Annotated in this window: 17 protein-coding genes and 1 riboswitch; of the genes, 11 read left to right on the top strand and 6 right to left on the bottom strand. The window is 53.5% G+C overall.

All coding sequences use genetic code 11. The features are described 5' to 3' along the window. Nucleotides 1-64 precede the first annotated feature (64 nt). Nucleotides 65-2,098 (bottom strand): methionine--tRNA ligase, encoded by a 2,034-nt coding sequence (metG, locus tag E0L21_RS14435; protein ID WP_131410781.1) that lies wholly within the window; start codon nucleotides 2,096-2,098, stop codon nucleotides 65-67. A 296-nt stretch (nucleotides 2,099-2,394) separates the two neighbouring features. Between metG and apbC the strand changes: the two genes are divergently transcribed. Next, nucleotides 2,395-3,504 (top strand): iron-sulfur cluster carrier protein ApbC, encoded by a 1,110-nt coding sequence (gene apbC / locus E0L21_RS14430; protein ID WP_017459824.1) that lies wholly within the window; start codon nucleotides 2,395-2,397, stop codon nucleotides 3,502-3,504. Nucleotides 3,505-3,537: 33 nt separating this feature from the next. Here the strand turns inward: apbC and E0L21_RS14425 are convergent, their stop codons facing one another. From E0L21_RS14425 to E0L21_RS14410, 4 genes are all read right to left on the bottom strand, one after another. Then, nucleotides 3,538-3,963, bottom strand: coding sequence for a GNAT family N-acetyltransferase (locus tag E0L21_RS14425; RefSeq protein WP_131410627.1), 426 nt, complete (start codon nucleotides 3,961-3,963; stop codon nucleotides 3,538-3,540). An 11-nt stretch (nucleotides 3,964-3,974) separates the two neighbouring features. Continuing rightward, complete coding sequence (locus tag E0L21_RS14420) at nucleotides 3,975-4,310, bottom strand: RcnB family protein (protein WP_131410625.1); 336 nt, start codon at nucleotides 4,308-4,310, stop codon at nucleotides 3,975-3,977. 198 nt (nucleotides 4,311-4,508) lie between these two features. Next, the gene (locus tag E0L21_RS14415) at nucleotides 4,509-5,522 is read right to left on the bottom strand and encodes a zinc-binding alcohol dehydrogenase family protein (protein WP_131410623.1); all 1,014 of its coding nucleotides are present in this window, start codon (nucleotides 5,520-5,522) and stop codon (nucleotides 4,509-4,511) included. A 108-nt stretch (nucleotides 5,523-5,630) separates the two neighbouring features. Further along, complete coding sequence (locus E0L21_RS14410) at nucleotides 5,631-6,761, bottom strand: ABC transporter ATP-binding protein (protein ID WP_131410621.1); 1,131 nt, start codon at nucleotides 6,759-6,761, stop codon at nucleotides 5,631-5,633. Nucleotides 6,762-7,113: 352 nt separating this feature from the next. Here E0L21_RS14410 and E0L21_RS14405 point away from each other — a divergent pair, with 352 nt between their 5' ends. From E0L21_RS14405 to E0L21_RS14380, 6 genes are all read left to right on the top strand, one after another. Continuing rightward, nucleotides 7,114-8,349: an extracellular solute-binding protein gene (locus E0L21_RS14405; RefSeq protein ID WP_017459829.1), complete on the top strand. Its 1,236-nt coding sequence runs from the start codon at nucleotides 7,114-7,116 to the stop codon at nucleotides 8,347-8,349. A gap of 56 nt (nucleotides 8,350-8,405) precedes the next feature. Then, nucleotides 8,406-9,713, top strand: coding sequence for a carbohydrate ABC transporter permease (locus E0L21_RS14400; protein WP_131410619.1), 1,308 nt, complete (start codon nucleotides 8,406-8,408; stop codon nucleotides 9,711-9,713). A 10-nt stretch (nucleotides 9,714-9,723) separates the two neighbouring features. Next, complete coding sequence (locus E0L21_RS14395; RefSeq protein WP_131410617.1) at nucleotides 9,724-10,575, top strand: sugar ABC transporter permease; 852 nt, start codon at nucleotides 9,724-9,726, stop codon at nucleotides 10,573-10,575. A 4-nt stretch (nucleotides 10,576-10,579) separates the two neighbouring features. Next, on the top strand, nucleotides 10,580-11,779 hold the full coding sequence (locus tag E0L21_RS14390; protein ID WP_131410615.1) for a glycoside hydrolase family 53 protein: 1,200 nt from the start codon (nucleotides 10,580-10,582) through the stop codon (nucleotides 11,777-11,779). A gap of 30 nt (nucleotides 11,780-11,809) precedes the next feature. Beyond that, nucleotides 11,810-13,867: a beta-galactosidase gene (locus tag E0L21_RS14385; protein WP_131410613.1), complete on the top strand. Its 2,058-nt coding sequence runs from the start codon at nucleotides 11,810-11,812 to the stop codon at nucleotides 13,865-13,867. 66 nt (nucleotides 13,868-13,933) lie between these two features. After that, on the top strand, nucleotides 13,934-14,251 hold the full coding sequence (locus tag E0L21_RS14380; protein WP_131410611.1) for a glucose PTS transporter subunit EIIB: 318 nt from the start codon (nucleotides 13,934-13,936) through the stop codon (nucleotides 14,249-14,251). A gap of 223 nt (nucleotides 14,252-14,474) precedes the next feature. On the opposite strand, the gene E0L21_RS14375 is transcribed toward E0L21_RS14380, so the two are convergent. After that, nucleotides 14,475-15,740, bottom strand: coding sequence for a maltoporin (locus E0L21_RS14375; protein WP_131410609.1), 1,266 nt, complete (start codon nucleotides 15,738-15,740; stop codon nucleotides 14,475-14,477). Nucleotides 15,741-16,007: 267 nt separating this feature from the next. Here E0L21_RS14375 and E0L21_RS14370 point away from each other — a divergent pair, with 267 nt between their 5' ends. The 4 genes from E0L21_RS14370 to thiD all read left to right on the top strand — a co-directional run bounded on the left by E0L21_RS14370 (nucleotide 16,008) and on the right by thiD (nucleotide 24,334). Beyond that, complete coding sequence (locus E0L21_RS14370; RefSeq protein ID WP_131410607.1) at nucleotides 16,008-17,081, top strand: LacI family DNA-binding transcriptional regulator; 1,074 nt, start codon at nucleotides 16,008-16,010, stop codon at nucleotides 17,079-17,081. 572 nt (nucleotides 17,082-17,653) lie between these two features. Continuing rightward, nucleotides 17,654-22,492 (top strand): autotransporter outer membrane beta-barrel domain-containing protein, encoded by a 4,839-nt coding sequence (locus E0L21_RS14365; protein ID WP_235855241.1) that lies wholly within the window; start codon nucleotides 17,654-17,656, stop codon nucleotides 22,490-22,492. 131 nt (nucleotides 22,493-22,623) lie between these two features. Next, nucleotides 22,624-22,720: riboswitch (TPP riboswitch) on the top strand. A gap of 34 nt (nucleotides 22,721-22,754) precedes the next feature. Next, nucleotides 22,755-23,537, top strand: coding sequence for a hydroxyethylthiazole kinase (gene thiM / locus E0L21_RS14360; RefSeq protein ID WP_131410605.1), 783 nt, complete (start codon nucleotides 22,755-22,757; stop codon nucleotides 23,535-23,537). Continuing rightward, nucleotides 23,534-24,334 carry a bifunctional hydroxymethylpyrimidine kinase/phosphomethylpyrimidine kinase gene (gene thiD / locus E0L21_RS14355; RefSeq protein WP_131410603.1) on the top strand — a complete coding sequence of 267 codons (801 nt, stop codon included), beginning with the start codon at nucleotides 23,534-23,536 and terminating at the stop codon, nucleotides 24,332-24,334. Before thiM ends, thiD begins: the two co-directional genes overlap by 4 nt. Nucleotides 24,335-24,477: the final 143 nt, after the last annotated feature.

Genomic DNA, 24,477 nt, shown 5'->3' with positions numbered 1-24,477 from the left:
AAGTAGTGTTTGGTTAATGCAAAATTGAGTATAGAAAAAGGCGCTGAATTCAGCGCCTTATTTTTTACTTCACTTGCTGGCCTGCTTTTGCGCCGCTGTCCGGGCTGAGCAGGAAGATATCTTTTCCGCCGGGGCCGGCGGCCATCACCATTCCTTCGGAGATCCCAAAACGCATCTTGCGCGGTGCCAGGTTGGCGACCATCACGGTCAGGCGGCCAATCAGCGCACTTGGGTCCGGGTAAGCGGAACGGATGCCGGAGAAGACATTGCGTTTTTCGCCATCCAGATCCAGTGTCAGACGCAGCAGCTTGTCGGAACCTTCAACCAACTCGGCGTTTTCGATCAGCGCCACGCGCAGATCGACTTTCGCGAAATCGTCAAAGCTGATGGTTTCCTGAATCGGGTTATCCGCCAGCTCGCCGGTGACCGGTGCGGGAGCCGCTTTCACTTCCTCTTTTGACGCTTCGACCAGCGCTTCCACTTGTTTCATCTCGATACGGTTGTACAACGCTTTGAATGCGTTAACTTTGTGGCCGAGCAGCGGCTGGTTGATGGCATCCCACTCAAGCGTGGTATTGAGGAACGCTTCAGTGCGCTCCGCCAGCGACGGCAGAACCGGCTTCAGCCATGTCATCAGCACGCGGAACATGTTCAGCCCCATGGTGCAGATGGCTTGCAGATCGGCGTCACGGCCTTCCTGTTTTGCCACCACCCACGGTGCTTGTTCGTCAACGTAGCGGTTCGCCACATCGGCCAGCGCCATAATTTCGCGCACCGCTTTGCCGAACTCGCGGCTCTCCCACGCTTCGCTAATGGTGGCCGCTGCGTTGGTAAAGGTTTTGTACAGCGCCGGGTCTGCAAGCTCTGCGGCCAGCACGCCGTCAAAACGTTTATTGATAAAACCCGCGTTACGGGAAGCGAGGTTGACCACTTTGTTCACGATGTCGGCGTTCACACGCTGGATGAAATCTTCCAGGTTGAGATCGATATCATCAATGCGCGAAGAGAGTTTCGCCGCGTAGTAATAACGCAGGCTGTCGGCGTCGAAATGGTTCAACCAGGTACTGGCTTTGATAAACGTCCCGCGCGATTTGGACATCTTCGCACCGTTCACCGTCACATAGCCGTGGACGAACAGGTTGGTCGGCTTGCGGAAACCGCTGCCTTCCAGCATTGCCGGCCAGAACAGGCTGTGGAAATAGACGATATCTTTACCGATGAAGTGATACAGGTCGGCGTCGGACTCTTTCTGCCAGTACGCGTCAAAGCTGGTGGTATCGCCGCGTTTGTCGCACAGGTTTTTGAACGAACCCATGTAGCCAATCGGCGCATCCAGCCAGACGTAAAAGTATTTGCCCGGCGCGTTCGGGATTTCGAAACCGAAATAAGGCGCATCGCGGGAGATATCCCACTGCTGTAAGCCGGATTCAAACCACTCCTGCATTTTGTTCGCGACCTGCTCTTGCAGCGCGCCGCTGCGCGTCCACGCCTGCAACATTTCGCTAAATGACGGTAGATCGAAGAAGAAGTGCTCGGAATCACGCATCACCGGCGTCGCGCCAGACACCACCGACTTCGGCTCAATCAGCTCGGTCGGGCTGTAGGTTGCGCCGCACACTTCGCAGTTATCGCCGTATTGATCCGGTGATTTGCACTTCGGGCAGGTGCCTTTCACAAAACGATCCGGCAGGAACATGCCTTTTTCCGGATCGTAGAGCTGAGAGATGGTGCGGTTTTTAATAAAACCGTTCTCTTTCAGGCGCGTGTAGATAAGCTCCGACAGCTCGCGGTTCTCGTCGCTGTGCGTGGAGTGGTAGTTGTCGTAGCTGATGTTAAAGCCAGCAAAATCGGTCTGATGTTCCTGACTCATGTCCGCAATCATCTGCTCCGGGGTGATCCCCAGTTGCTGTGCTTTCAGCATGATCGGCGTGCCGTGGGCATCGTCCGCGCAGATGAAGTTGACTTCGTGGCCGCGCATTCGCTGGTAACGGACCCAGACATCAGCCTGGATGTGCTCCAGCATATGGCCGAGGTGGATGGAGCCGTTGGCGTACGGCAGTGCGCACGTTACCAGAATTTTCTTCGCGACTTGAGTCATAGTAGGCATTACATCTTCTTGAGAAAAAGGGGGAGAAATATTACCAAAAAGGTAAATATTGCGCCACGCGAGAAGGGCTTTTGGCGCGTTTTAATCCCTATAATTAACCTTTTTGGTAAAGATTGCTCCCCCTGTAAGTACTAAGGGCTTTAAGAACGTTTCAATCCCTATATGAATACATGGGTAATAATTACGCCATGCGTTAACGGCATTTATCCGTAAATGAATAATTGTTGCCCGTGGGGTAAACTTGCTGGCTACAATGTCGTTTTCAGAACAACTACAAAGGAGTCGGGATGAGTTCGCAATCCCAGGCCAAATCCCCGGAAGCGTTACGCGCGATTGTTACCGGGACGCTGGCCGATTTTCAGCACCCAACCCTGAAGCACAATCTCACTGCGCTCAAAGCGGTGCATCATGTCGCATGGCTTGATGACACCCTGCACGTCGAGCTGCTGATGCCGTTCGTCTGGCGCAGCGCGTTTGAAGAGTTAAAAGCGCAGTGCAGCGCCGAATTGCTGCGTCTAACCGGCGCGCGCGCCATTGACTGGAAGCTATCGCATAACATTGCCACCTTAAAACGTGTGAAAAACCAGCCGGGCGTCAACGGTGTGAAAAACATCATTGCCGTCAGTTCCGGCAAGGGCGGGGTAGGGAAATCCTCTACGGCGGTAAACCTGGCGCTGGCGCTGGCGGCGGAAGGGGCGAAAGTCGGTATTCTCGACGCCGATATTTACGGCCCGTCGATCCCGGTGATGCTCGGTGCAGAACATGAGCGTCCGACCTCGCCGGACGGCACGCATATGGCGCCGATTATCGCTCATGGCCTGGCGACCAACTCGATTGGCTACCTGGTGACTGACGATAACGCGATGGTGTGGCGCGGCCCGATGGCCAGCAAAGCGCTGCTGCAACTGTTGCAGGAATCCATGTGGCCGGATCTGGATTACCTGGTGCTGGATATGCCGCCAGGCACCGGTGATATCCAGTTGACGCTGGCGCAAAACATTCCGGTGACTGGCGCGCTGGTGGTGACAACGCCGCAGGATATTGCGCTGATCGACGCCAAAAAAGGCATCGTCATGTTCGAGAAAGTGGAAGTGCCGGTGCTCGGTATCGTTGAAAACATGAGCATGCATATTTGCAGCAACTGCGGTCATCACGAACCGATTTTCGGTACCGGTGGTGCGGAGAAACTGGCCGAGCAGTATCACACCGAATTGCTGGGGCAGATGCCGCTGCACATTTCGCTGCGTGAAGATCTGGATAAAGGTACGCCAACAGTGGTGAGCCGCCCGGACAGCGAATTTACCGCTATTTACCGTCAACTTGCCGGGCGTGTAGCCGCACAGCTTTACTGGCAAGGTGAAGTCATTCCTGGTGATATCGCTTTCCGCGCGGTGTAAATCAGTCAACCTCTCCCGTTCGGGAGAGGTTTTTCACTTCTTCAGATAGTGCATCAGCACGTAATCCCCTTCCGGTGAAACGCCCTGTGCTTCGATATGCCAGCCGTGGTGCTGATAAAACGCCAGTGCGGCTTTGTTTTGTAGCAAGCACTTCAGCGCGCCGGTGCCGGTAAAGGTGGATTGCGCATGTTTGAGCAGTGCGCTGCCGACGCCTTTGCCCTGAGCGGCCGGGTCGACAAACAGGTTGTGCAGGAAATTGTCGTTTTCGTACACCGAGGCGAACCCCAGTCGGTGACCCTTTTCTTCGGCGACCCAAATGGTTTCATCGAGCGTGGCGGCATCAAAATCTTCCAGCCGCCAGTCGCTGCCATCAAGCCAGTGCCAGCTCTCTTTGCGGGCGTGTAAATAAAGGGTGCGTAAAAACGGTCTGTCACTTTCCTGCCAGCGGCGAATAATCATTCAGCTCCTGATTAACGGTGGTAAAAGATGTCGCCGTTATAAGCTTTGAGGATTTTGCCTTCGGCATCCGTGATCAGCACATAGTTGCCGCCCATGTAGGTCCAGTGGCTACCGGCTTCGGGGGCTGGCAGGTTACGCAGTTGCCACTGTTTAATGTTGTACTCTTCGCTGCGGTACATTGCCGGTACGGTATCGCCAATGTTGAATTTCGTGAAGTCAGCGACAAACTCATTAATTTCATAGGATTGCGGCCCGGTTGCGCCTGGTGTAGCGGTTTGCGGTGCGGCAAAGGCCGTCGTGGCGGTTGCCAACAGCGCGCCCAGAAGCATCATTTTTGTTTTACTCATACTCTCTCCAGGTTGTTCTTATACATTTCACGCGGTTGCATAAATAGCACGCCATCATTGCCGTTAACTGACAGCGGAGCAACTACGAAAAAATAACGCTTTGGTAAAAAGTGTAAGCAAACCCAGGGCAGAGGAGGAAAAGCGGACGCCTATTTTCGCTATCCGCTTGTAACCTTTAAGAATAATCCTGGCTAATTGTCAGCCAGCAAACCCTTCCAGCACGATTTTCCCTACCGCCCGCTGGCTTTCAAGCAGCGCGTGGGCTTTGCGCAAGTTCACGGCATTGATGGTGCCAAAGTGCTCGCCAAGCGTGGTTCTTAACACACCTTCATCGATCAACTGCGCCACGCGTGAGAGCAACTGGTGCTGAGCAATCATATCCTCGGTGGTGAACATTGAGCGGGTAAACATAAATTCCCAGTGCAGCGAAATGCTTTTCACCTTCAGCGGCAGCGCGTCCAGGCTTTGCGGATCATCAATCAGCGCCAGTTTACCCTGCGGTTTCAGGGCGTTAATCAGCTGCTGATAATGCTCTTCGGTGTTATTGAGGCTGGCGACATGAGAAACCTGTTTGACGCCAATTCGTGCCAACTCTTCAGTCAACGGTTTGCTGTGGTCAATCACATAGTGCGCGCCGAGTTCTTTCACCCACTGCTGGCTGGCGGGGCGAGATGCCGTGCCAATTACCGTTAAGCGCGTTAACTTGCGCGCCAGTTGCGTCATGATCGAACCCACGCCACCCGCTGCGCCAACAATCAAAAGTACATCACTTTCGTTGCCGCCCTCTTTGATGCCAAGACGGTCGAATAACAACTCCCAGGCGGTAATGGCGGTTAAGGGCAGAGCGGCGGCGGCGGCGTTATCCAGCGTTTTCGGTTTGCGTGCCGCAATACGCTCATCCACCAACTGGAATTCGCTGTTGCTACCGGGGCGCGTCAACGCACCGGCGTACCACACTTCATCACCTGGCTGGAACAACGTGACCGCTTCACCGACGGCGGTCACCACGCCCACTGCATCCCAGCCCAGCACGCGCGGTGCATCGGCGTTAAAACCGGCGCGCACTTTGGTATCCACCGGGTTGACGGAAACGGCCTTCACTTCAACCAGTAAGTCGTGACCGCTGGCTGTCGGTTGCGGCAGTTCAATGTCGGTAAGAAAATCCAGATTGCTGCCGTTCTGCGCGGCGCGGGTAATAGCGATAGCTTTCATAAAGGCTCCGTTAATGCGTTTTGGGTGTCGATACAGATAAGGGTAGTCAAAGCTTATCTGATGAAAAACACGCAAAACGGAGCAGCACTTATCCTTGATGAGTGAAAATCAATTGATCTGGCCGTCCGGGGAATCCGAGTTTGGCACCGGGATATCGGCGCTGACGCGCAAATCCTGGTCATCGAAAATCATGCAGTGGCGATTATCAAAGGCGAGGGTAATTTTCTGCCACGGACGGAAATGGACATCTCCCGGCAGCAGAATTTTAATGTTGTCATGGCCGTAGCACTGACCAAACAGATAAGTGTTATTACCGAGTCGTTCCACCACTTCGCACTGAAATTCCAGCGGCGTGCCGCGCGTGACATCCGTGGAGAGATGTTCCGGGCGAATACCCAGTGTGATGGCCGCGCTTGGCTCCAGCCGCGATGTTTCGATTGCGAGCGTTAATTGATGCCCCTGCGCCAGCGTGATGGTCACTTCGCCGGGTTGCCAGGCTTTAACCGTGGCGGGCAGGAAGTTCATCTTCGGCGAGCCGATAAACCCGGCGACAAACTTGTTTTTCGGGTTGTAGTAGAGCGACATCGGCGAGCCCATCTGCTCGACATTGCCGTAGTTCATCACCACGATTTTGTCCGCCAGCGTCATTGCCTCCACCTGATCATGGGTGACATACACCATGGTGGTTTTCAGCTCCTGGTGCAGGCGCGCAATGTGCAGGCGCATCTCGACACGCAGTTCGGCATCAAGGTTGGAGAGGGGTTCGTCAAACATAAATACGCGCGGGTTACGCACAATCGCACGGCCAATGGCGACGCGCTGGCGCTGGCCGCCGGAGAGCTGTTTCGGTTTTCGGTCAAGCAGATGGCTCAGTTGCAGGGTTTTCGCCACCATCTCCACCTGGCGGCGGATCTCCTCTTTCGGCACTTTGTTCACTTTCAGCCCGTAGCCCATGTTTTCCGCCACGGTCATATGCGGGTAGAGCGCGTAAGACTGGAACACCATCGACACGCCGCGATGCGCCGGCGCGACATCATTCATCACCTCGTCGCCAATCAATACTTCGCCTTCGCTAACCTCTTCCAGACCGGCAATCATGCGCAGCATGGTGGATTTGCCGCAGCCGGAAGGGCCGACAAATACCGCGAATTCGCCATCATCAATCGATAAATTGACATTGTTCAGCGTCACCGTGTCGCCAAACCGTTTGGTGACATTCCTCAGTCGTATATTGGACATCAACGTTCCCCGAATGTAGTAGCCGTTATTTACCGTTTATGCCGTATGCTGAGTGTTTTTGTATTACGTATAACAATCATCTGGCGTCGCTGCGTAACGGCGAAAAATCTTGCTATGACTATAACTTCCAGCGTTTTTGCGCCATATATCGAATTTTCATTTCTGTAACACCGGTCACATAACTCACCGTTTATGCTCGTTTTATTAATTGGTAAAGCGTAGCGTATAACAAATTCAATAAGGCGAGTGAATACGTCTTAAACCCTGCAATATCAGGTGTTCTGTTTAAAAGCTATCCTGATGCTGCGCCATAAAAACCACAAAATTGTTATACCTTGACATGAGGTTGATAATGAAAAAGAACACACTTACTGCACTGATCCTCTCTGCACTCGCCGTTGGCCAGACGGTTAGCCTGTCGGCGCACGCCGCCACCCAGCAGCTTAATGTCTGGGAAGACATTAAAAAGTCGGTCGGCATTCAGGACGCCGTAAAAGATTTCGAACAAAAGTACGACGTCAAGGTTAACGTGCAGGAGATGCCCTACGCGCAGCAACTGGAAAAATTACGCCTTGATGGTCCAGCAGGGATTGGCCCGGATGTGCTGGTTATTCCTAATGATCAACTGGGCGGCGCGGTGGTGCAAGGGCTGCTGACCCCGCTGAATCTGGATAAAGAGAAGGTTGACGCTTTTACGCCTGCATCAATCAACGCCTTTCGTCTGGATAACACTTTGTATGGTGTGCCGAAAGCGGTGGAAACCCTCGTGCTTATCTATAACAAGGAACTGATTGATAAGCCGCTGCAAAGCCTGCCGGAATGGCTCGACTATTCGAAAAAACAGCGCGCACAGGATAAATACGGGTTGCTGGCCAAGTTTGACCAGATCTATTACAGCTGGGGTGCCATCGGGCCGGAAGGCGGCTACCTGTTTGGTAAAAACGATAAAGGCGGTTTCAACCCGCAGGATATTGGCCTCAATAAACCGGGCGCGGTGGAAGCCGTCACCTTCCTGAAAAAATTCTATGCCGAAGGCGTATTTCCCTCCGGCATCCTCGGCGATAACGGCCTGAACGCCATCGATTCGCTGTTTACCGAGAAAAAAGCCGCAGCGGTGATCAACGGCCCGTGGGCGTTCCAGCCGTATGAAGCGGCGGGTATCAATTATGGCGTCGCGCCGCTACCGAACCTGCCAGACGGCAAGCCGATGAGCTCGTTCCTCGGCGTGAAAGGGTATGTCGTTTCAACCTGGAGCAAAGACAAAAAGCTTGCCCAGCAATTCATTGAATTTATCAACCAGCCGCAGTACGTGAAAACGCGTTATATCGCCACCCGCGAAATCCCGGCGCAGAAAGCGATGATTGACGATCCGGTGATTAAAAACGACGAAAAAGCCAGTGCTGTCGCGGTTCAGGCGGCACGCGCTACGGCAATGCCAGGCATTCCGGAAATGGGCGAAGTGTGGGGGCCGGCGAACGCCGCGCTGGAGCTGAGCCTGACCGGCAAACAGGAACCGCAGGCGGCGCTCGATGCGGCCACCAAACAGATCCATATGCAAGTTGAAGCGATGCAGGCCAGTAACCAGTAACCGCGTGTTGTTGCGAAACGGGAGGGGCACCTCCCGTTGTTGAAAAGGAGTCGTACGTGATTATCAGTCCCAGCGAAAATTTTGCCAAAACGCGTGGCGCAGGGCGGCATGCGTGGTGCGGGCTGCTGCTGGCCGTTGTGCCGGGTTTGGGTCAGTTTTATCACCGCCAGTGGTTAAAGGGTTTTATCTTCCTGGTACTGCTTAGCAGTTTTATGGGTATTTTTTACGATTTTCTGCGTGAAGGGGTATGGGGTTTATACACTCTTGGCGAAGAGGTCCCGCGTGATAACTCCATTTTCTTGCTGGCGGAAGGCATTATCAGCGTGCTCATCATCGCCTTTGGTGTGATGGTCTATTACCTCTCACTGCGCGATGCGTGGGTAAACGGTAAAAAACGCGACGCAGGGAAACCGCTCAACAGCGTGCGCAAACAGTACCAAATGTTACTCAGCGACGGCTTCCCTTATCTGATGATCACGCCAGGCTTTATCCTGCTGGTGTTTGTGGTAATTTTCCCGATCCTCTTCGGTTTCGCTATTGCTTTTACTAATTACAATCTTTACCACACGCCGCCGGCCAAGCTAGTGGACTGGGTGGGATTAAAGAACTTCGTCAACATCTTCACCCTGTCGATCTGGCGCTCAACCTTCTTTGATGTGCTGCAATGGACGGTGGTCTGGACGTTGCTGGCTACCACGTTGCAGTGCTCCGTTGGCGTGCTGCTGGCGATTCTGGTGAACCAGAAAGATCTGCGCTTTAAGCCGCTGGTTCGCACCATTTTTATCCTGCCGTGGGCGGTGCCAGGATTTGTCACCATTCTGGTGTTCGCCGGGATGTTTAACGATTCGTTCGGCGTGATTAACAATGCCATTCTCGCGTTCTTCGGCATTGCGCCAAAAGCCTGGCTGACGGATCCATTCTGGACCAAAACGGCGCTGATCATGATGCAAACCTGGCTCGGTTTCCCGTTTGTTTTCGCCATGACCACCGGCGTGTTGCAGGCCATCCCGGACGATTTGTACGAAGCGGCGAAAATGGATGGCGCGGGCACCTGGACGCGGCTTCGCACCATTACGTTGCCGCTGGTGCTGTACTCGATTGCGCCGATCATCATTACCCAATACACCTTCAACTTTAACAACTTCAACATCATCTATCTGTTTAACAACGGCGGCCCGGCGGTTGCGGGGGCGAACGCGGGTGGGACGGATATTCTGGTGTCGTGGATTTACAAGCTGACAATGTCCTCTTCGCAGTACGCGATTGCGGCAACCATCACCATTTTGCTGTCGATTTTTGTCGTCGGTCTGGCGCTGTGGCAGTTCCGCGCGACCAAATCTTTTAAAAACGACGACATGGCATAAGGGAAGAAAAATGGCTCAATCACAAAGTATCCGCCGCGAGAAGTGGATCCGCCTGACGCTCTCCTGGCTGGTTATCGCGCTGGTATCGCTGATGATTATCTACCCGCTGGTGTGGACGATTGGCGCGTCGCTGAACGCCGGTAACAGCTTGCTCAGCACCTCGATAATCCCGGAAAACCTCTCGTTTCAGCATTATGCCGATTTGTTTAACGGCCAGGTCAATTACATGACCTGGTACTGGAACTCAATGAAGATCAGCCTGCTGACCATGGTGCTGACGCTGATCAGCGTCAGTTTCACCGCTTATGCCTTTTCTCGCTTCCGTTTTAAAGGGCGGCAGAACGGGCTGATGCTGTTTTTGCTGTTGCAGATGATCCCGCAGTTTTCGGCGCTGATCGCCATTTTCGTGCTGTCGCAACTGTTGGGCTTAATCAACAGCCATATGGCGCTGGTGCTGATTTATGTCGCCGGGATGATCCCGATGAACACTTATCTGATGAAAGGCTATCTCGATGCTATCCCGCGTGATTTGGATGAGTCTGCACGCATGGATGGCGCGAGTAACTTCCGCATCTTTATTGAGATCATCATGCCGCTGTCGAAACCGATTGTGGCCGTGGTGGCACTGTTCTCTTTCACCGGGCCGCTGGGGGATTTCATTCTCTCTAGCACCATTTTGCGCACCCCGGACAAATACACGCTGCCGATTGGGCTTTACAACCTGGTGGCGCAAAAAATGGGCGCCAGTTACACCACCTACGCGGCGGGCGCGGTCTTGATCGCCGTTCCGGTGGCCATTCTTTATCTGGCACTGCAAAAATACTTCGTCTCCGGCCTGACCTCCGGCAGCACCAAAGGATAACCACATGAAAAGATTTGCACCCGCTCTGCTTGCTGTCTGTCTGGGTAGTTTGTCCACCAGCGCCTTCGCTGCCGACGCGCTTCAAACGCGCGCCTTTAACGGCATGCCCGTTGATTTCATTAAAGGCGCGGATATTTCGACGTTGCTCGACGCCGAGAAGCACGGAGCGAAGTTTTATAACGAAAATAACCAGCCGCAGGATGCGATTGCCATTCTGAAGGCCAACGGCGTCAACTATGTGCGCTTGCGTTTGTGGGTTGATCCAAAAGATGCGCAAGGCCAGGCCTACGGCGGCGGCAATAACGATCTGGCCAGCACGCTGGCGCTGGCGAAGCGGGCGAAAGCGCAGGGTATGAAACTGCTGCTCGATTTCCACTACAGCGATTTCTGGACCGATCCAGGCAAGCAATACAAACCAAAGGCCTGGGAGAAAATGGATTACCCACAGTTGAAAACGGCAATCCATGATTATACCCGCGACACCATCGCCCGCTTTAAGCAGGAGGGCGTGCTGCCGGATATGGTGCAAATCGGCAATGAGATTAACGGCGGCATGTTGTGGCCGGAAGGCAAAAGCTGGGGGCAGGGTGGCGGTGAGTTTGACCGGCTGGCGGGCTTGCTGAATGCGGCTATCGATGGGCTGAAAGAGAACCTGAAGAACGGCGAGCAGGTAAAAATCATGCTGCATCTGGCAGAAGGCACCAAGAACGATACCTTCCGCTGGTGGTTTGATGAAATCACCAAACGCAACGTGCCGTTCGATGTCATCGGCCTCTCGATGTACACCTACTGGAACGGGCCGATTAGCGCGTTGCAGGCCAATATGGACGACATCAGCAAACGCTACAACAAAGATGTGATTGTGGTGGAAGCGGCCTACGGCTATACGCTGGCGAACTGTGATAACGCGGAAAACAGCTTCCAGGCGAAAGAGGAAAAAGAGGGCGGCTATCCAGGCACCGTGCAGGGGCAATATGACTATATCCACGATTTAATGCAGTCGGTAATCAATGTTCAGGGCCATCGCGGCAAAGGTATTTTTTACTGGGAGCCTACCTGGATTGCCGTTCCCGGAAATACCTGGGCCACGCAAGCTGGCATGAAATATATCAACGACAAGTGGAAAGAGGGAAATGCCCGCGAAAACCAGGCGTTATTTGATTGTCAGGGTAAAGTGCTGCCATCGGTAAAAGTCTTTAATTAATTTTGGTGTGGTAAATTTCAGGATCTGTTTATGAATAAATTTGCGCCTTTAAGCCCGAAGGTTGTCTCGCTATTGCATGGCGCGGACTATAACCCGGAGCAGTGGGAAAATTATCCCGATATTATTGATAAAGACATTGCCATGATGCAGCAGGCAAAATGCAATGTGATGTCTGTTGGAATATTCAGTTGGTCGAAACTCGAACCGCAGGAAGGGGTATTTAATTTCGCCTGGCTGGATGTCGTTATAGAGAAATTATATGCCGCCGGTATCCATATTTTTCTGGCCACGCCAAGCGGCGCGCGTCCGGCGTGGATGTCGCAAAAATACCCGGAGGTGTTGCGGGTCGGGCGCGACCGCGTTCCGGCGCTGCATGGCGGGCGGCATAACCACTGTATGACGTCGCCGGTGTACCGGGAAAAAACGCTGAAAATCAACACGCTGCTGGCGGAGCGCTATGCGCACCATCCGGCGGTGCTGGGCTGGCATATTTCCAATGAATATGGCGGCGAATGCCACTGCGCGTTGTGTCAGGAAAAATTCCGCGGCTGGCTGAAAGCACGTTATCAGACGCTGGAAAACCTCAATCACGCCTGGTGGAGCGATTTCTGGAGCCACACTTACAGTGACTGGTCGCAGATCCAGTCACCGTCGCCGCAGGGCGAAGTCTCCATTCACGGGCTGAACCTAGACTGGCGACGCTTTAACACCGCGCAGGTGACCGACTTTTGCCGCCATGAAGTTGCCCCGCTGAAAGCGGCTAACGCGACGCTGCCGGTAACCACCAACTTTATGGAGTATTTCTACGATTACGACTACTGGCAGCTTGCCGAAGCGATCGATTTTATCTCCTGGGACAGCTACCCGATGTGGCACCGGGATAAAGACGAAACGGCGCTTGCCTGCTACACCGCCATGTATCACGACATGATGCGCACGCTGAAAGGCGGCAAACCGTTTGTGCTGATGGAGTCCACACCGAGCGTCACCAACTGGCAGCCGACCAGCAAGCTGAAAAAGCCGGGAATGCACATTCTCTCGTCGCTGCAGGCGGTGGCGCACGGCGCCGATTCGGTGCAGTACTTTCAGTGGCGTAAAAGCCGCGGATCGGTCGAGAAGTTCCACGGCGCGATTATCGATCACGTCGGGCATCTGGATACGCGCGTGGGTCGTGAAGTCTGCGCGCTGGGCGACATGCTCAGCAAACTCACTCCGGTAATGGGTTGTCGCACCGATGCACGCGTGGCGATCATCTTCGATCAGCAAAACCGCTGGGCGCTGGATGATGCCGAAGGCCCGCGCAATAAAGGGCTGGAGTATGAAAAAACGGTTAACGAGCACTATCGACCGTTCTGGGAAAAAGGTATTGCCGTTGACGTAATCAATGCTGATGCCGATCTCAGCCGTTATCAACTGGTGATTGCACCGATGCTGTATATGGTGCGCGACGGTTTTGCCGAGCACGTAGAGGCGTTTGTCGCGGCGGGCGGTCATCTGGTGACCTCTTACTGGACCGGCGTGGTCAATGAAAGTGATCTTTGTTATCTCGGCGGTTTCCCGGGTCCGCTGCGCAAGTTGCTTGGCATCTGGGCAGAGGAGATTGATTGCCTGGACGACAACGAGCGCAATCAGGTACAGGGTCTGGCGGGAAATGAGGCCGGCTTACAGGGGCCGTATCAGGTGCGTCATCTGTGTGAGTTGATCCACACCGAGAGCGCGCAGGCGCTGGCAACTTATCGGGATGATTTCTACGCCGGACGGCCCGCTGTGACGGTCAATCATGTCGGCAAAGGCAAGGCCTGGCATGTGGCGTCGCGCAACGATCTCGCTTTCCAGCGTGATTTCTTCGCCAACATTATTGATGAGCTGGCGCTGCCGCGCGCGTTGCAAAACGATTTGCCGCCGGGCGTTGTTGCCACCGCGCGTACGGACGGTGAAAGCACCTTTGTCTTTATTCAGAACTTTAGCGCCCAGCAGCAGGCGATAACGCTGCCTGGTGGCTATCAGGATTGTTTGTCCGGTTCGTCCGCCAGCGGTGCGCTGTCGCTCGCTCCCTGGGATTGCCGGGTTGTTAGCTGTAAAGCGTAAGTGAACCTTCCGCGCCTGCCCATTCGGGCAGGCGTTTTTTTATCTGCTGATTATCAGGAGACTATTATGGTGAGCCTTAAATCCTTCCTGCATTACTTCTCTGAACCGAAAAACGCGGCCACAACACCCATGAGTGAAGGGGAGTTGCAGAAAATTCAGCGGCTGGTGCAAGCCTTTGGCGGCGCGCCGAATATTGCGCATGTCGATGCCTGCTTAACCCGTTTGCGCGTCACGGTTAAAGATCTGGCGATTGTCGATTCTCAGGCACTGCAAAATGAAGGGGCGTTGGGTGTGATTATTCTTGGGCAAGAAGTTCACGCTATTTTCGGTAAGCAATCCGACGCGCTGCGTAAATTACTTGATGAGCATTTCTCGTCTCGCTAATAAATAAAAAAAGGGATACCTGCATGGGTATCCCGAAATGAAACAGTGGCAACTTTGCTCAGTTTGCGGAGATAAAATAAATAATGATGTTACTCGTTAATACATACAACGTGGTGCCTTATCTTTTTGCGACAACATAGTTTCCCGGTATTGGCTTATTGAAATAAAAAGCCAGAGTAAACAGAATCAGCCAACAAAGAGATAACATGAAGGATGCGGTGTATTACCACCAGGCTTCAACCTGAACACCGAAGTTCCAGGTGTTATTTTTCGTTCCGTCTTCAAATGATTTTCCGTCTTCCGAATCATTTAAATAGGAAGCGAAAAGACGTAACTCAGGACGAGACATAAATTCCGGGCCATCCGCCAGACCGACGGCGAAAGTATATTTCTCGCCGCTCTGTTTGTAATGGGTGCCGTTTTTATAATCATCTTTCTGGTAGAAACCACCGACTTCGCCAATCAAGCGCACATAATTGGTGAGCTGATACTGGGCACGTCCAACCAGCGAAACCAGCCGTGTTTTGTCGGTATATTCGGTGATGTCATTGGCTGAACCGTATGTCAGCACATGGTTCAGCGAGAACTTATCGGTAATCGGAATAAGGCCGGTGTTAATCACACGATAGCCGCTGGCGTCATTCACGTCGTGCCACATGTCGTACCAGCCGCCGCCCTGCGACACCATGTTCTGCGCCAGCCCTTTGTTGGCATATTGCAGCACCAGTTTATTGTAGCCGCCAAACATATCCTGGCTGATTTCACCGGTCACCATTACGCCGTCATCGGCTTCATACAGGCCACCGTAGTCTTTCTGTTTCTTGGTTGGGTTTGGCATGGCGTAGTCGATGCCGAACTCGGTCCACGCGCCTGACCACGGTTTCCAGCCCGCATAACGCAGGTCGATATAGTTGATGTTGACGTCGTTATCGTTATCAACGCGGTAATCGACATCGTTGGCGTCGCCACGGATCCACGCCACGGAAACCGCGCCTGGGCCTAAGGTGTAGTTTTCAATACCCGCGCCGGAACCGGAAATGTTCCAGTATTTGGTATCAATAATGTGCAGATCGTGGCGCTGGTAGTAGCGTTTACCGCCCCAGATCACCGCGTTGGGATCGTTAGGGATAAGCCCCTTGATTTGCAGGTTTAATTGACGCAAACCAAATTGTGCGTCGTCGCCAATGGTGGTTTCGTTGTCGTTGGAGCCATCGGAAACCATGCTGACCATGGTGTCGAGGTAAAAACTCACCTCGTCTTTTTTATACACTTCCGAGCCCAGTTCCACTTCCCCGTAGGTATCGGATTCGTTACCGAGGCGGCCGAGTTTGTTTTTCTGCCACTCCACTTGTCCACCATCGCCCGACACGCCTACGCCACCGCGCAGGTAACCGTGAAAGTCGATAGGCACAGATGAGGCGGCCAGGATGGATGGTGAAGTCAGCGCAGCGGCTAACGCAAGTGTGAGAGTGCGTAGCGTAGTGTTCATATCATTCCTCTTATTGTTTTGTATTACGTTCACATAAACGCTGTCATAAAATGCCTAAATGTAAAAACAGGCAAACTAACGATTGTGAATGTGTGATTAAGTGCAAATAAATCAGCGTTTTTTGTTACAGGTAGCGAATTCCTTCACAATGTTCGCTATTGTGAGCGTGATACTTATTTGGCAAAAAAGAGGCGAGGGAAGTGTGGTGAGCGTTTTTTTAGACAGCCCCTGTTACAATTGGCGCATAACAACATAAGGAACCGGACCATGAAGTCTAAAAGTGCGACGTTGGAAGACGTTGCCCGCCATGCGGGTGTCTCCTATCAGACCGTGTCCAGGGTACTCAACAAATCTGCCAATGTATCCGAAGCCACGCGTCTCAAGGTGGAGAAATCCATAGAGTTATTGCGCTACGTACCTAACAGGCTGGCCCAACAACTGGTCGGCAAACAGAGCCATACCATTGGGCTGGTGACCACTTCGCTGGCACTGCATGCGCCATCGCAGGTGGCGGCGGCAGTAAAACGCTATGCCAACCTTGATGGTTACCAGGTGCTGATCTCGATGATCGATGAGAACGTCAATCATGATATCCAGGCCGCTATCAACGAATTGAAATCACAACTCGTCGATAAAGTGATTATCAACGTACCGTTGGAGACCGAGCAGGCGCAGCGCATCGCCTCTGACAACGATGATATCGTCTGCCTGTTTCTCGATGTTGACCCTTACAGTTCGGTGTTTAACGTTTCGTTTAACCCGGCAGACGGCACCCGCGCCAGCGTCAAACACCTTTACGATTTGGGGCATCGACAGATTGCCTTACTGGCCGGGCCGGAGAGTTCGGTCTCGGCGAAGCTGCGCCTGAAAAGCTGGATCGAAACCCTGAACGGTTATGGGCTGAAACCGGTGATGGTTTTTCACGGTAACTGGGATGCGCAAAGTGGTTATGCCGGTGCGCTACAGATGCTGCGCGAAACGCCAAACTTTACCGCCGTGTTGGTAGGTAACGACCAGATGGCGCTCGGGGTACTAAGCGCGTTTCATCAGCACCAGGTGGCGATTCCCGGTGAGAAGTCGGTTGTCGGTTATGACGACACCTACGAAAGCTCGTTCTTTTACCCGGCGCTGACCACCGTCTCGCTGGATCTCGATTTACAGGGTAAGGAAGCTGTCCGGCGGCTGCTCGATAGCGGTCACGGCGACGCCACGCGCAGTTCTTCCGTGTTGCCCGCGCGGCTCATTGTGCGCCATTCCACGGGCGTGCAGCAGGCGCAGGGCACCAACCTGCAAGAGATCTCCCAGCAACTGCAAGCTATTGCGCACAAGTTGTGGAAATGATCGCGCTTTAATGCAACCAGTCATCCGGCACCTGCGCCGGGTGACATCAGTGCGCCAGTTCACCTTCAAATCCATTATTCCGTGTTTCAGTCATGTATATAATTTCGGTCTTGCGCTGAGGCCGTATTTATTTTTCGGATTTTTAATTTTATTAATTAACACAAAAATAACAGGCAACTTGTTAATATTTATCACTTCATTGAGTGAAATAAACGGCAAGTAAAAAATGCTATGGCCTGGTAACTGCCCAGCAGTTTGCTGCTAAGATAACGCTTGCATGAGGGTTTGTACCGACGTTTTAGTGTAAATGTAATTAAGCGTTTACTTAACCGATAAATGTCTTGTGGTCTTAGCGGTAACAGTAAGATGGATATATTTAATATTTTAAATTCCGGGCGTTATTTTTCTATGTAATAGCATTTTATTTTATGTGTTCCATTAATTTATCTTCCACGACTGTTACGAGTTGTTCAGTTGGTATAGCGGTGCGTCTGCATTAACAGTGGGCGCTGTCCGTATTTTATCGAAATAGATTACAGGAACGCTTATTTTTAAATATAAGGAAGTTATATATGGACAGGATTGTTAAAGTTAATTTAGAACGGCAATTCTCTGCAACGTCGCAACTGGGCATGGCGCACGACCCCTCATCCGGTTTAAATAGCATTCCGAATATGAAAACCACGCTTTCAAGGCTCTCCTGCGCGGTAAAAGTCACCTTTCCGATGTTGCTGTTTTTTACAGGCATTCCTGGTGCTATGGCCGTAAATATTACGCAAAACACACTTTACGATAAGCCGGTTAACGATATTAATGATGGTCTTCAGTTCAATCCGAACAGCGGCCTGGAAATTACCGCTGGAGCCGGTACAGTCAATATCGCTAACGGCGCAGGCCCGTATGCAGTAGAAATGGACAGCGCTTATTTATGGTTGCATGGCGGTTCACTTAATAGCGCAGGCGATCTCCTGTTGAACGGGCAGTCGCACATTCAGTTCGGCGGGGCGCAAATGGGTGGCGTCCCCGCATCGACAAACGGTTATGGCGGCACACTCTCGTTCGGTAACCTTGTGACCAGCACCGGTGCTGGTACGTTAACGTCTATTAATATTAATGATGCGCAGTCGGTAATCGTGGCCAACAGCATCAACCTGCAGTCTGAAACAAGCCAGTTCGTCCAGACCGGTGGCACGACCACAGTGGCGCATGATATGTCGATTTCTCCCGGTGGTGGCGCGGCGAGTGGCGGGTTATCGGTCAGCGGTTCCGCGATTCTCAATGTAGGCGATAATCTCACCGCCGATCTCGCTGGCGGCGGGATGGGGTTGCATATTGCCGATGGCGCAACCGTCAATGTTGGCGGTGATTTAACGCTCTCCAATGATCGAACGCTCAATGACATCAATGCGGTTGCGGATAATGCAATAATTCGCAATGCGGACGTGCATGTTAACGGCGATATGAACCTTAATGGCACACATGCTGGCGACACAGCGTTGCAAATTCATGGCGGTTCTTCCGGGCAACACGTGGTTATCGGCGATAATATTAATCTCAATGCCTCTGTTGCCGGTAATAACATGAAAACGGTACTCGGCAATAACGCCTGGCTAGAAGTGGAGAACAATATTACGCTTAACAGCGTGTCTGGAGCAAATAACACCCTTTATATTGGTGATGCATTAACGGATGAGCAAAATCATATTCGGGCGAGTCGCATCATTATGAGCGGTACGGGTGATAATAAAATTATCTTCAATAATAACTTTTCCACACAATCGAATGATGGCTATGTTTTCAACATGCAAATAATAGGAGATGGCAGTGTTGAGTATCAGTCGGGTCATACCACGCTGGGATTAGAATCGGATTATAGCGGTGATACGCTAATTAGCGGTGGGCTAGTCACAATTACCCATACGAGAGCGCTGGGTTCAAATAATATCACAATTAATACTAACGCCAACGATCCGTTACAAGGGCTGGATATAGCAGGGGTGGGCCACTATGCTTTCACCAATAATATGACCGGTACTGGTAATACGACGGTGTCAGGCGATGTCATTATCTTTATTAATAAAAACACGTATGCCGGGAAATGGAATATCACGGGAAAAGCGGCAACCAGCAAAGATTTATTAGTGAGTGACAACAGTTTTGGAACAGGCACGATTAATATTGCGGCGAGTGGAGAATTTACCGCGCAAACAGATGCTGCTTTCGAATTTAATAATCACCTGACCGGTACGGGCGATTTTATCGCCGATAATAACCACAATTCGTTTAATTTTACCGCTGATGTCGGCCGTGATTTTTCCGGTGATGTTTATCTCAGAAATAATGATTTCCTGCTGGATGGGGACAATACCGCCGCGCTCACTCAGGCCACACTGCATGTTGAAAACGGCAACACCACTACCGTTGGAACAGGCACTCAATCCATTGGTGGCCTGGCTTTTAACGGCGGCAAAATGGTGTTTGGCGATATCAACTCTGTGCCTTTGGTTAAGGCGGCAGGCAATGTGGATCTGTCCGGGCGGGGCACAATTCAGATAAGCAACAGCAGCAGTTTGCAACATACGCCGCCTGATACCAGTAACCCGCTCATGCAACAGGACGAGGCAGAAGTTGTACGTCAGTTGGTGGAAAGCCAGCAAGTCGTAACCGGCGCTGGCGGCAATTTGCTGCTCGTCGATGAAAATGGGCAGGCGGTTTCCGCAGAAACGGAGCACGACGTTACGCAAAATGGCCAGACCGTGGCGAAAGGGCACTATGACTATCGTCTTACTAGCGGTAGCGGCGCGGATGGAATGTATATCAATTACGGGCTGACTGAGCTTGAACTGCTGGCGCAGGGCAATGATGCCCTGACATTGAGCGCAGAAGGCAACAGCGGTAACGCCGCCGATCTGAGCGCGAAAGTCAGCGGAAGTGGCGATTTGCAAATTAATACCGACACGGCGGTTTCATTATCCAATCGGGATAACGACTATACCGGCGTGACGCGAATTGTGGCCGGTCAGTTGCAATTAGCAAACGATCAAACATTGGGTAACACCTCGTTGGTCGACATGGCCTCTGCAACGGTGCTGGACATTCATGGCTACCAGCAAACCCTCGGCGCGATAGAGAGCCAACAGGGGTCGCTGATAGATCTCGCGGGCGGCAACCTGACGGTGACCAAAGGCGGCGATATCGCGGGTGCGCTCACCGGCAGCGGCGCGTTGAATTTCATTGGTGGGCCGATGGCTATCCACGGTGACAATACCGCGCTCAGCGCCGATATCACCATAAAGTCGGGGGCATCAGTAACCCTCGATAACCCACGGGGACTGGGAACCGCAGGCATCGATAACAGCGGTTTTCTCAAATTTAACAGCGCATCCGGTCTGCTTGAAAACACGCTCACCAATAACGGAATCGTTGTTCTCAACGACAGCAACATCCAATTTACCGCTGACAACACCCATTTCGGCGGTACGGTTGAGATTGGCGATGGCAGCCAGCTTACTGTTAATACGGCAAATCAGCTAAGTTGCGCGTCGATAATCAATGACGGAACGCTTCGGGTGGTGACCAACGATGACTGGACCGTGCAAAACAGTGTGGCCGGTTCGGGCGGGCTGGAAAAAGGTGGCCTCGGCATCATCACGCTCTCGCAGGCCGCTGCGCTTTATAAAGGTGAGACGAATATCCGAACCGGCGGCGTGAAGTTTGGTTCCCCCGAGGAGCCGTTCACGCTGGAGTCATCGCACGTCAATATCTATAAAGACGCGGTGCTTATTGGCAACGGCGCGGTAGCAGGCGATGTCACTAACGCCGGCACCCTGTCGATCGGAACCGGAGCGGCGAACCGGACTGCAGGCGCGGGCGGTGCCGCAGCAGTGAGCGATGCGTTAACCATTAACGGTAACCTGAATAACACCGGCACTGTTCAGATAGGTGCGGCAACGAGCGGCAAAGCGCCGGGTAATCAACTGGTGGTGAAGGGGGATTACCAGGGCAGCAACGGTGTGATTAATTTCAACACCGTTCTGGCGGATGACAGCTCCGCAACGGAAACGCTGCGGGTGGAAGGCGATACCAGCGGTACGACAAAGGTCAGCGTTAACAATGTCGGCGGCATGGGCAAGCAAACGCTGAACGGGATCCAGCTCATCCAGGTTAACGGACACTCAGCCGGGCGATTCACTCAGCAGGGGCGAATTGTTGCGGGCGCGTATGAATATATGCTGGTGCGCGGTAACGGGCAGGATTATGCACACTGGTTTTTAAGCAACCAGTTGCAAGAAGACCTGCCGCCTGACCCGCCGATCGACCCCGAAGATCCACCGAGCGAACCGGAGCAGCCGCCGACCAAGCCCGAGCAGCCCGATCCTGACCCGACGCCATCACAACCGACGCCACCGCAATCCACTAAGCCGGTTAACCGACCGGAAGGGGGAAGCTACACGGAAAACCTGGCGGCAGCCAACCGCATGTTTGCCATCCGTTTGCAGGATAGCGTTAGCGAAACCCAGACCGATAACGGGCAGCAGGGCGATACCGCAGAGAGCAGCATGTGGATGCATCAGGCGGGATCGCGTAACCGCTCGCATGACGACAGCGGGCAATTGAAAACCGAGTCGACTCAGTACGTGGTGATGCTGGGCGGTGACCTGGTGCAATGGAGCGACGGCCGCCAGGGACGCGGGCGCGTGGGAGTGATGGCCGGATACGGAAACAACCACAGCAAAACGCACTCGGACATCAGCGGTTACGATGCCGACGGTCGGGTAAACGGCTACACGGCAGGCGCATACGGTGCATGGTATGCCGACGAGGTGAATAAAACCGGGCTGTATGTGGGCAGTTGGGCGCAATATAGCTGGTTTACGAATTCAGTCAGCGGTGAGGAACTCTCTTCCGAGGCGTATCACGCGAAAGGTGTCAGTGCGTCCGTTGAAACCGCCTGGAACTGGAAAGCTGCGGAGTTTTCCGCCAGCAACGGTTCGCGGACAAGCTGGCACATCCAGCCGCAGGCGCAGGCTATCTGGATGGGAGTAAAAGCTGAGGATCACCGCGAAGCAAACGGTACGCGCGTCAGCGGCGATGGGAGTAACGCGCTACAAACGCGGCTCGGGATCCGCAGTTGGTTGAACAGCTACGGCAGTCAGCATAATGACAACGGGCGCAGGTTACAGCCGTTTATCGAAGCCAACTGGATCCACAACACGCAGCGTTTCGCCACGCGTATGGATGGTGAAACCATCAGCCAGGCGGGCGCGGAGAATGTCGGCGAAGTGAAAATCGGCATGACCGGCAGGTTGAACACGCAACTGAGTCTGTGGGGCAATGTCGGCCACCAACTCGGCGGTCACGGTTATAGCAGTACGCAAGCGACGTTTGGCGTTCGTTATGAATTCAAATAGTTGTCCGTACGCCTTACGCTACAGGGCTTGCTCGCATGTGTCGCTTTTGCAGGAAGGCCGGTTTACAACACCCGGCGCGCGCATTATCCTGAGTGGCGGTTAATAAGCTGTTAACCACAATGTATTGATTTTTAAATGACTCGGGGTGCCCTTCTTTGTGAAGGCTGAGAAATACCCGTACCACCTGATCTGGATAATGCCAGCGTAGGGAAGTCAGATGCCTGCCCGGCATCCCTTCTTCACGCCGGGCAGGAGCGAAACCATGCAACCTGACCTGCTTGATCGTGTGCAAATCGCACATGCGTTACAGCAATTCCGCCGTCGTTCTCCCCTTGTGCACTGTATGACCAATGACGTCGTACAAACCTTTACCGCTAACGTGCTGCTGGCGCTTGGCGCATCACCCGCAATGGTGATTGATAGCGAAGAAGCGCCGCAGTTCAGCGCCATCGCCGATGCCTTGCTCATTAATGTTGGTACCTTAACGCGCGAACGCGCCACAGCAATGCGATCGGCGGTGGAGAGCGCGAATGCCGCGCATAAACCCTGGACACTCGATCCGGTCGCCGTTGGCGCACTCACGTTACGCACTGAATTCTGCCAGCAACTGCTGGCGCTGCGTCCGGCGGCAATTCGGGGTAATGCTTCGGAAATCCTCGCGCTTGCCGGCATGAGCGCAGGCGGGCGTGGCGTTGATACCACCGATACTGCCAGTGCGGCACTGCCAGCCGCACAGGCGCTGGCGCGACAAAGCGGGGCGATTGTTGCGGTAAGCGGCGAGGTGGATTACATCACCGACGGGTCGCGCATGCTGATGGTAACCGGCGGTGATGTGCTGATGACACGCGTGGTTGGCACCGGCTGTGCGCTTTCGGCGGTGGTGGCTGCCAGTTGCGCGTTGCCGGGCGATAAACTGGAGAATGTCGCCGCGGCCTGTGCATTTATGGCGCAAGCCGGTAGCCTGGCCTGCGCGAAAAGCACCGGACCGGGCAGTTTTGTTCCCGCTTTTCTGGATGCGCTGTATGCGCTGGGAGGCAAAGCATGAAGCGCATCAACGCGTTAACCATTGCCGGTACCGACCCCAGCGGTGGGGCGGGTATTCAGGCGGATCTGAAAACCTTTTCGGCGCTGGGCGCATACGGCTGTTCGGTGATCACCGCGCTGGTGGCGCAAAACACCCGTGGCGTGCAATCGGTGTACCGCATTGAACCTGACTTTGTCGCCGCGCAGCTTGATTCCGTGCTCAGCGACGTGCGTATCGACACCACCAAAATCGGCATGCTGGCAGAAACGGACATTGTTGAAGCTGTCGCGGAGCGACTGCGGTGCTACCAGGTACGCAATGTGGTGCTGGATACGGTGATGCTCGCCAAAAGCGGCGACCCGCTGTTATCGCCGTCGGCGGTTGCCGCACTGCGCCAGCATTTACTGCCGCAGGTTTCACTTATCACGCCTAATTTGCCGGAAGCCGCCGCGCTGCTCGATGCACCCCATGCCCGCAGCGAGCAAGAGATGCATGCGCAGGGTGAAGCGCTGCTGGCGCTCGGTTGTGAAGCGGTGTTGATGAAAGGCGGCCATCTGGATGACGCCGAAAGCCCTGACTGGCTGTTTACCCGCCAGGGTGCGCTGCGCTTTACCACCCCGCGCGTAAAAACGAAAAATACCCACGGCACAGGCTGCACGCTCTCCGCCGCGCTGGCGGCGCTGCGCCCGCGCCATAACGATTGGGCATCTACCGTCGCGCAAGCGAAACAATGGTTAACGGCGGCGCTGGCGCAGGCGGATACGCTGGAAGTGGGGCACGGCATTGGGCCGGTGCATCATTTCCATCAATGGTGGTAAACCGGTATACGAAACGTGCCAGCAGATAATGCTGAAAAAATGGCCAGCGGTGGAAAATCTGGCGTGAGCAAACCAGGCTTATCTCTGCCTGCCGTCAGGCAGGTAAGGATAATCCAATTCGCTTTGTGCGAAGCTTACGGGAG

The organism is Kosakonia quasisacchari, from assembly GCF_004331415.1.
GTDB classification, from domain to species: domain Bacteria; phylum Pseudomonadota; class Gammaproteobacteria; order Enterobacterales; family Enterobacteriaceae; genus Kosakonia; species Kosakonia quasisacchari.
Note: the sequence above shows the minus strand (reverse complement) of the source record. Positions and strands in the feature narration are given on the sequence as shown.

Coding starts and splice junctions, on each gene's coding strand:
- metG (WP_131410781.1), bottom strand. CDS start 2,098: ATGACTCAAGTCGCGAAGAAAATTCTGGTAACGTGCGCACTGCCGTAC.
- apbC (WP_017459824.1), top strand. CDS start 2,395: ATGAGTTCGCAATCCCAGGCCAAATCCCCGGAAGCGTTACGCGCGATT.
- E0L21_RS14425 (WP_131410627.1), bottom strand. CDS start 3,963: ATGATTATTCGCCGCTGGCAGGAAAGTGACAGACCGTTTTTACGCACC.
- E0L21_RS14420 (WP_131410625.1), bottom strand. CDS start 4,310: ATGAGTAAAACAAAAATGATGCTTCTGGGCGCGCTGTTGGCAACCGCC.
- E0L21_RS14415 (WP_131410623.1), bottom strand. CDS start 5,522: ATGAAAGCTATCGCTATTACCCGCGCCGCGCAGAACGGCAGCAATCTG.
- E0L21_RS14410 (WP_131410621.1), bottom strand. CDS start 6,761: ATGTCCAATATACGACTGAGGAATGTCACCAAACGGTTTGGCGACACG.
- E0L21_RS14405 (WP_017459829.1), top strand. CDS start 7,114: ATGAAAAAGAACACACTTACTGCACTGATCCTCTCTGCACTCGCCGTT.
- E0L21_RS14395 (WP_131410617.1), top strand. CDS start 9,724: ATGGCTCAATCACAAAGTATCCGCCGCGAGAAGTGGATCCGCCTGACG.
- E0L21_RS14390 (WP_131410615.1), top strand. CDS start 10,580: ATGAAAAGATTTGCACCCGCTCTGCTTGCTGTCTGTCTGGGTAGTTTG.
- E0L21_RS14385 (WP_131410613.1), top strand. CDS start 11,810: ATGAATAAATTTGCGCCTTTAAGCCCGAAGGTTGTCTCGCTATTGCAT.
- E0L21_RS14380 (WP_131410611.1), top strand. CDS start 13,934: ATGGTGAGCCTTAAATCCTTCCTGCATTACTTCTCTGAACCGAAAAAC.
- E0L21_RS14375 (WP_131410609.1), bottom strand. CDS start 15,740: ATGAACACTACGCTACGCACTCTCACACTTGCGTTAGCCGCTGCGCTG.
- E0L21_RS14370 (WP_131410607.1), top strand. CDS start 16,008: ATGAAGTCTAAAAGTGCGACGTTGGAAGACGTTGCCCGCCATGCGGGT.
- E0L21_RS14365 (WP_235855241.1), top strand. CDS start 17,654: ATGGACAGGATTGTTAAAGTTAATTTAGAACGGCAATTCTCTGCAACG.
- thiM (WP_131410605.1), top strand. CDS start 22,755: ATGCAACCTGACCTGCTTGATCGTGTGCAAATCGCACATGCGTTACAG.
- thiD (WP_131410603.1), top strand. CDS start 23,534: ATGAAGCGCATCAACGCGTTAACCATTGCCGGTACCGACCCCAGCGGT.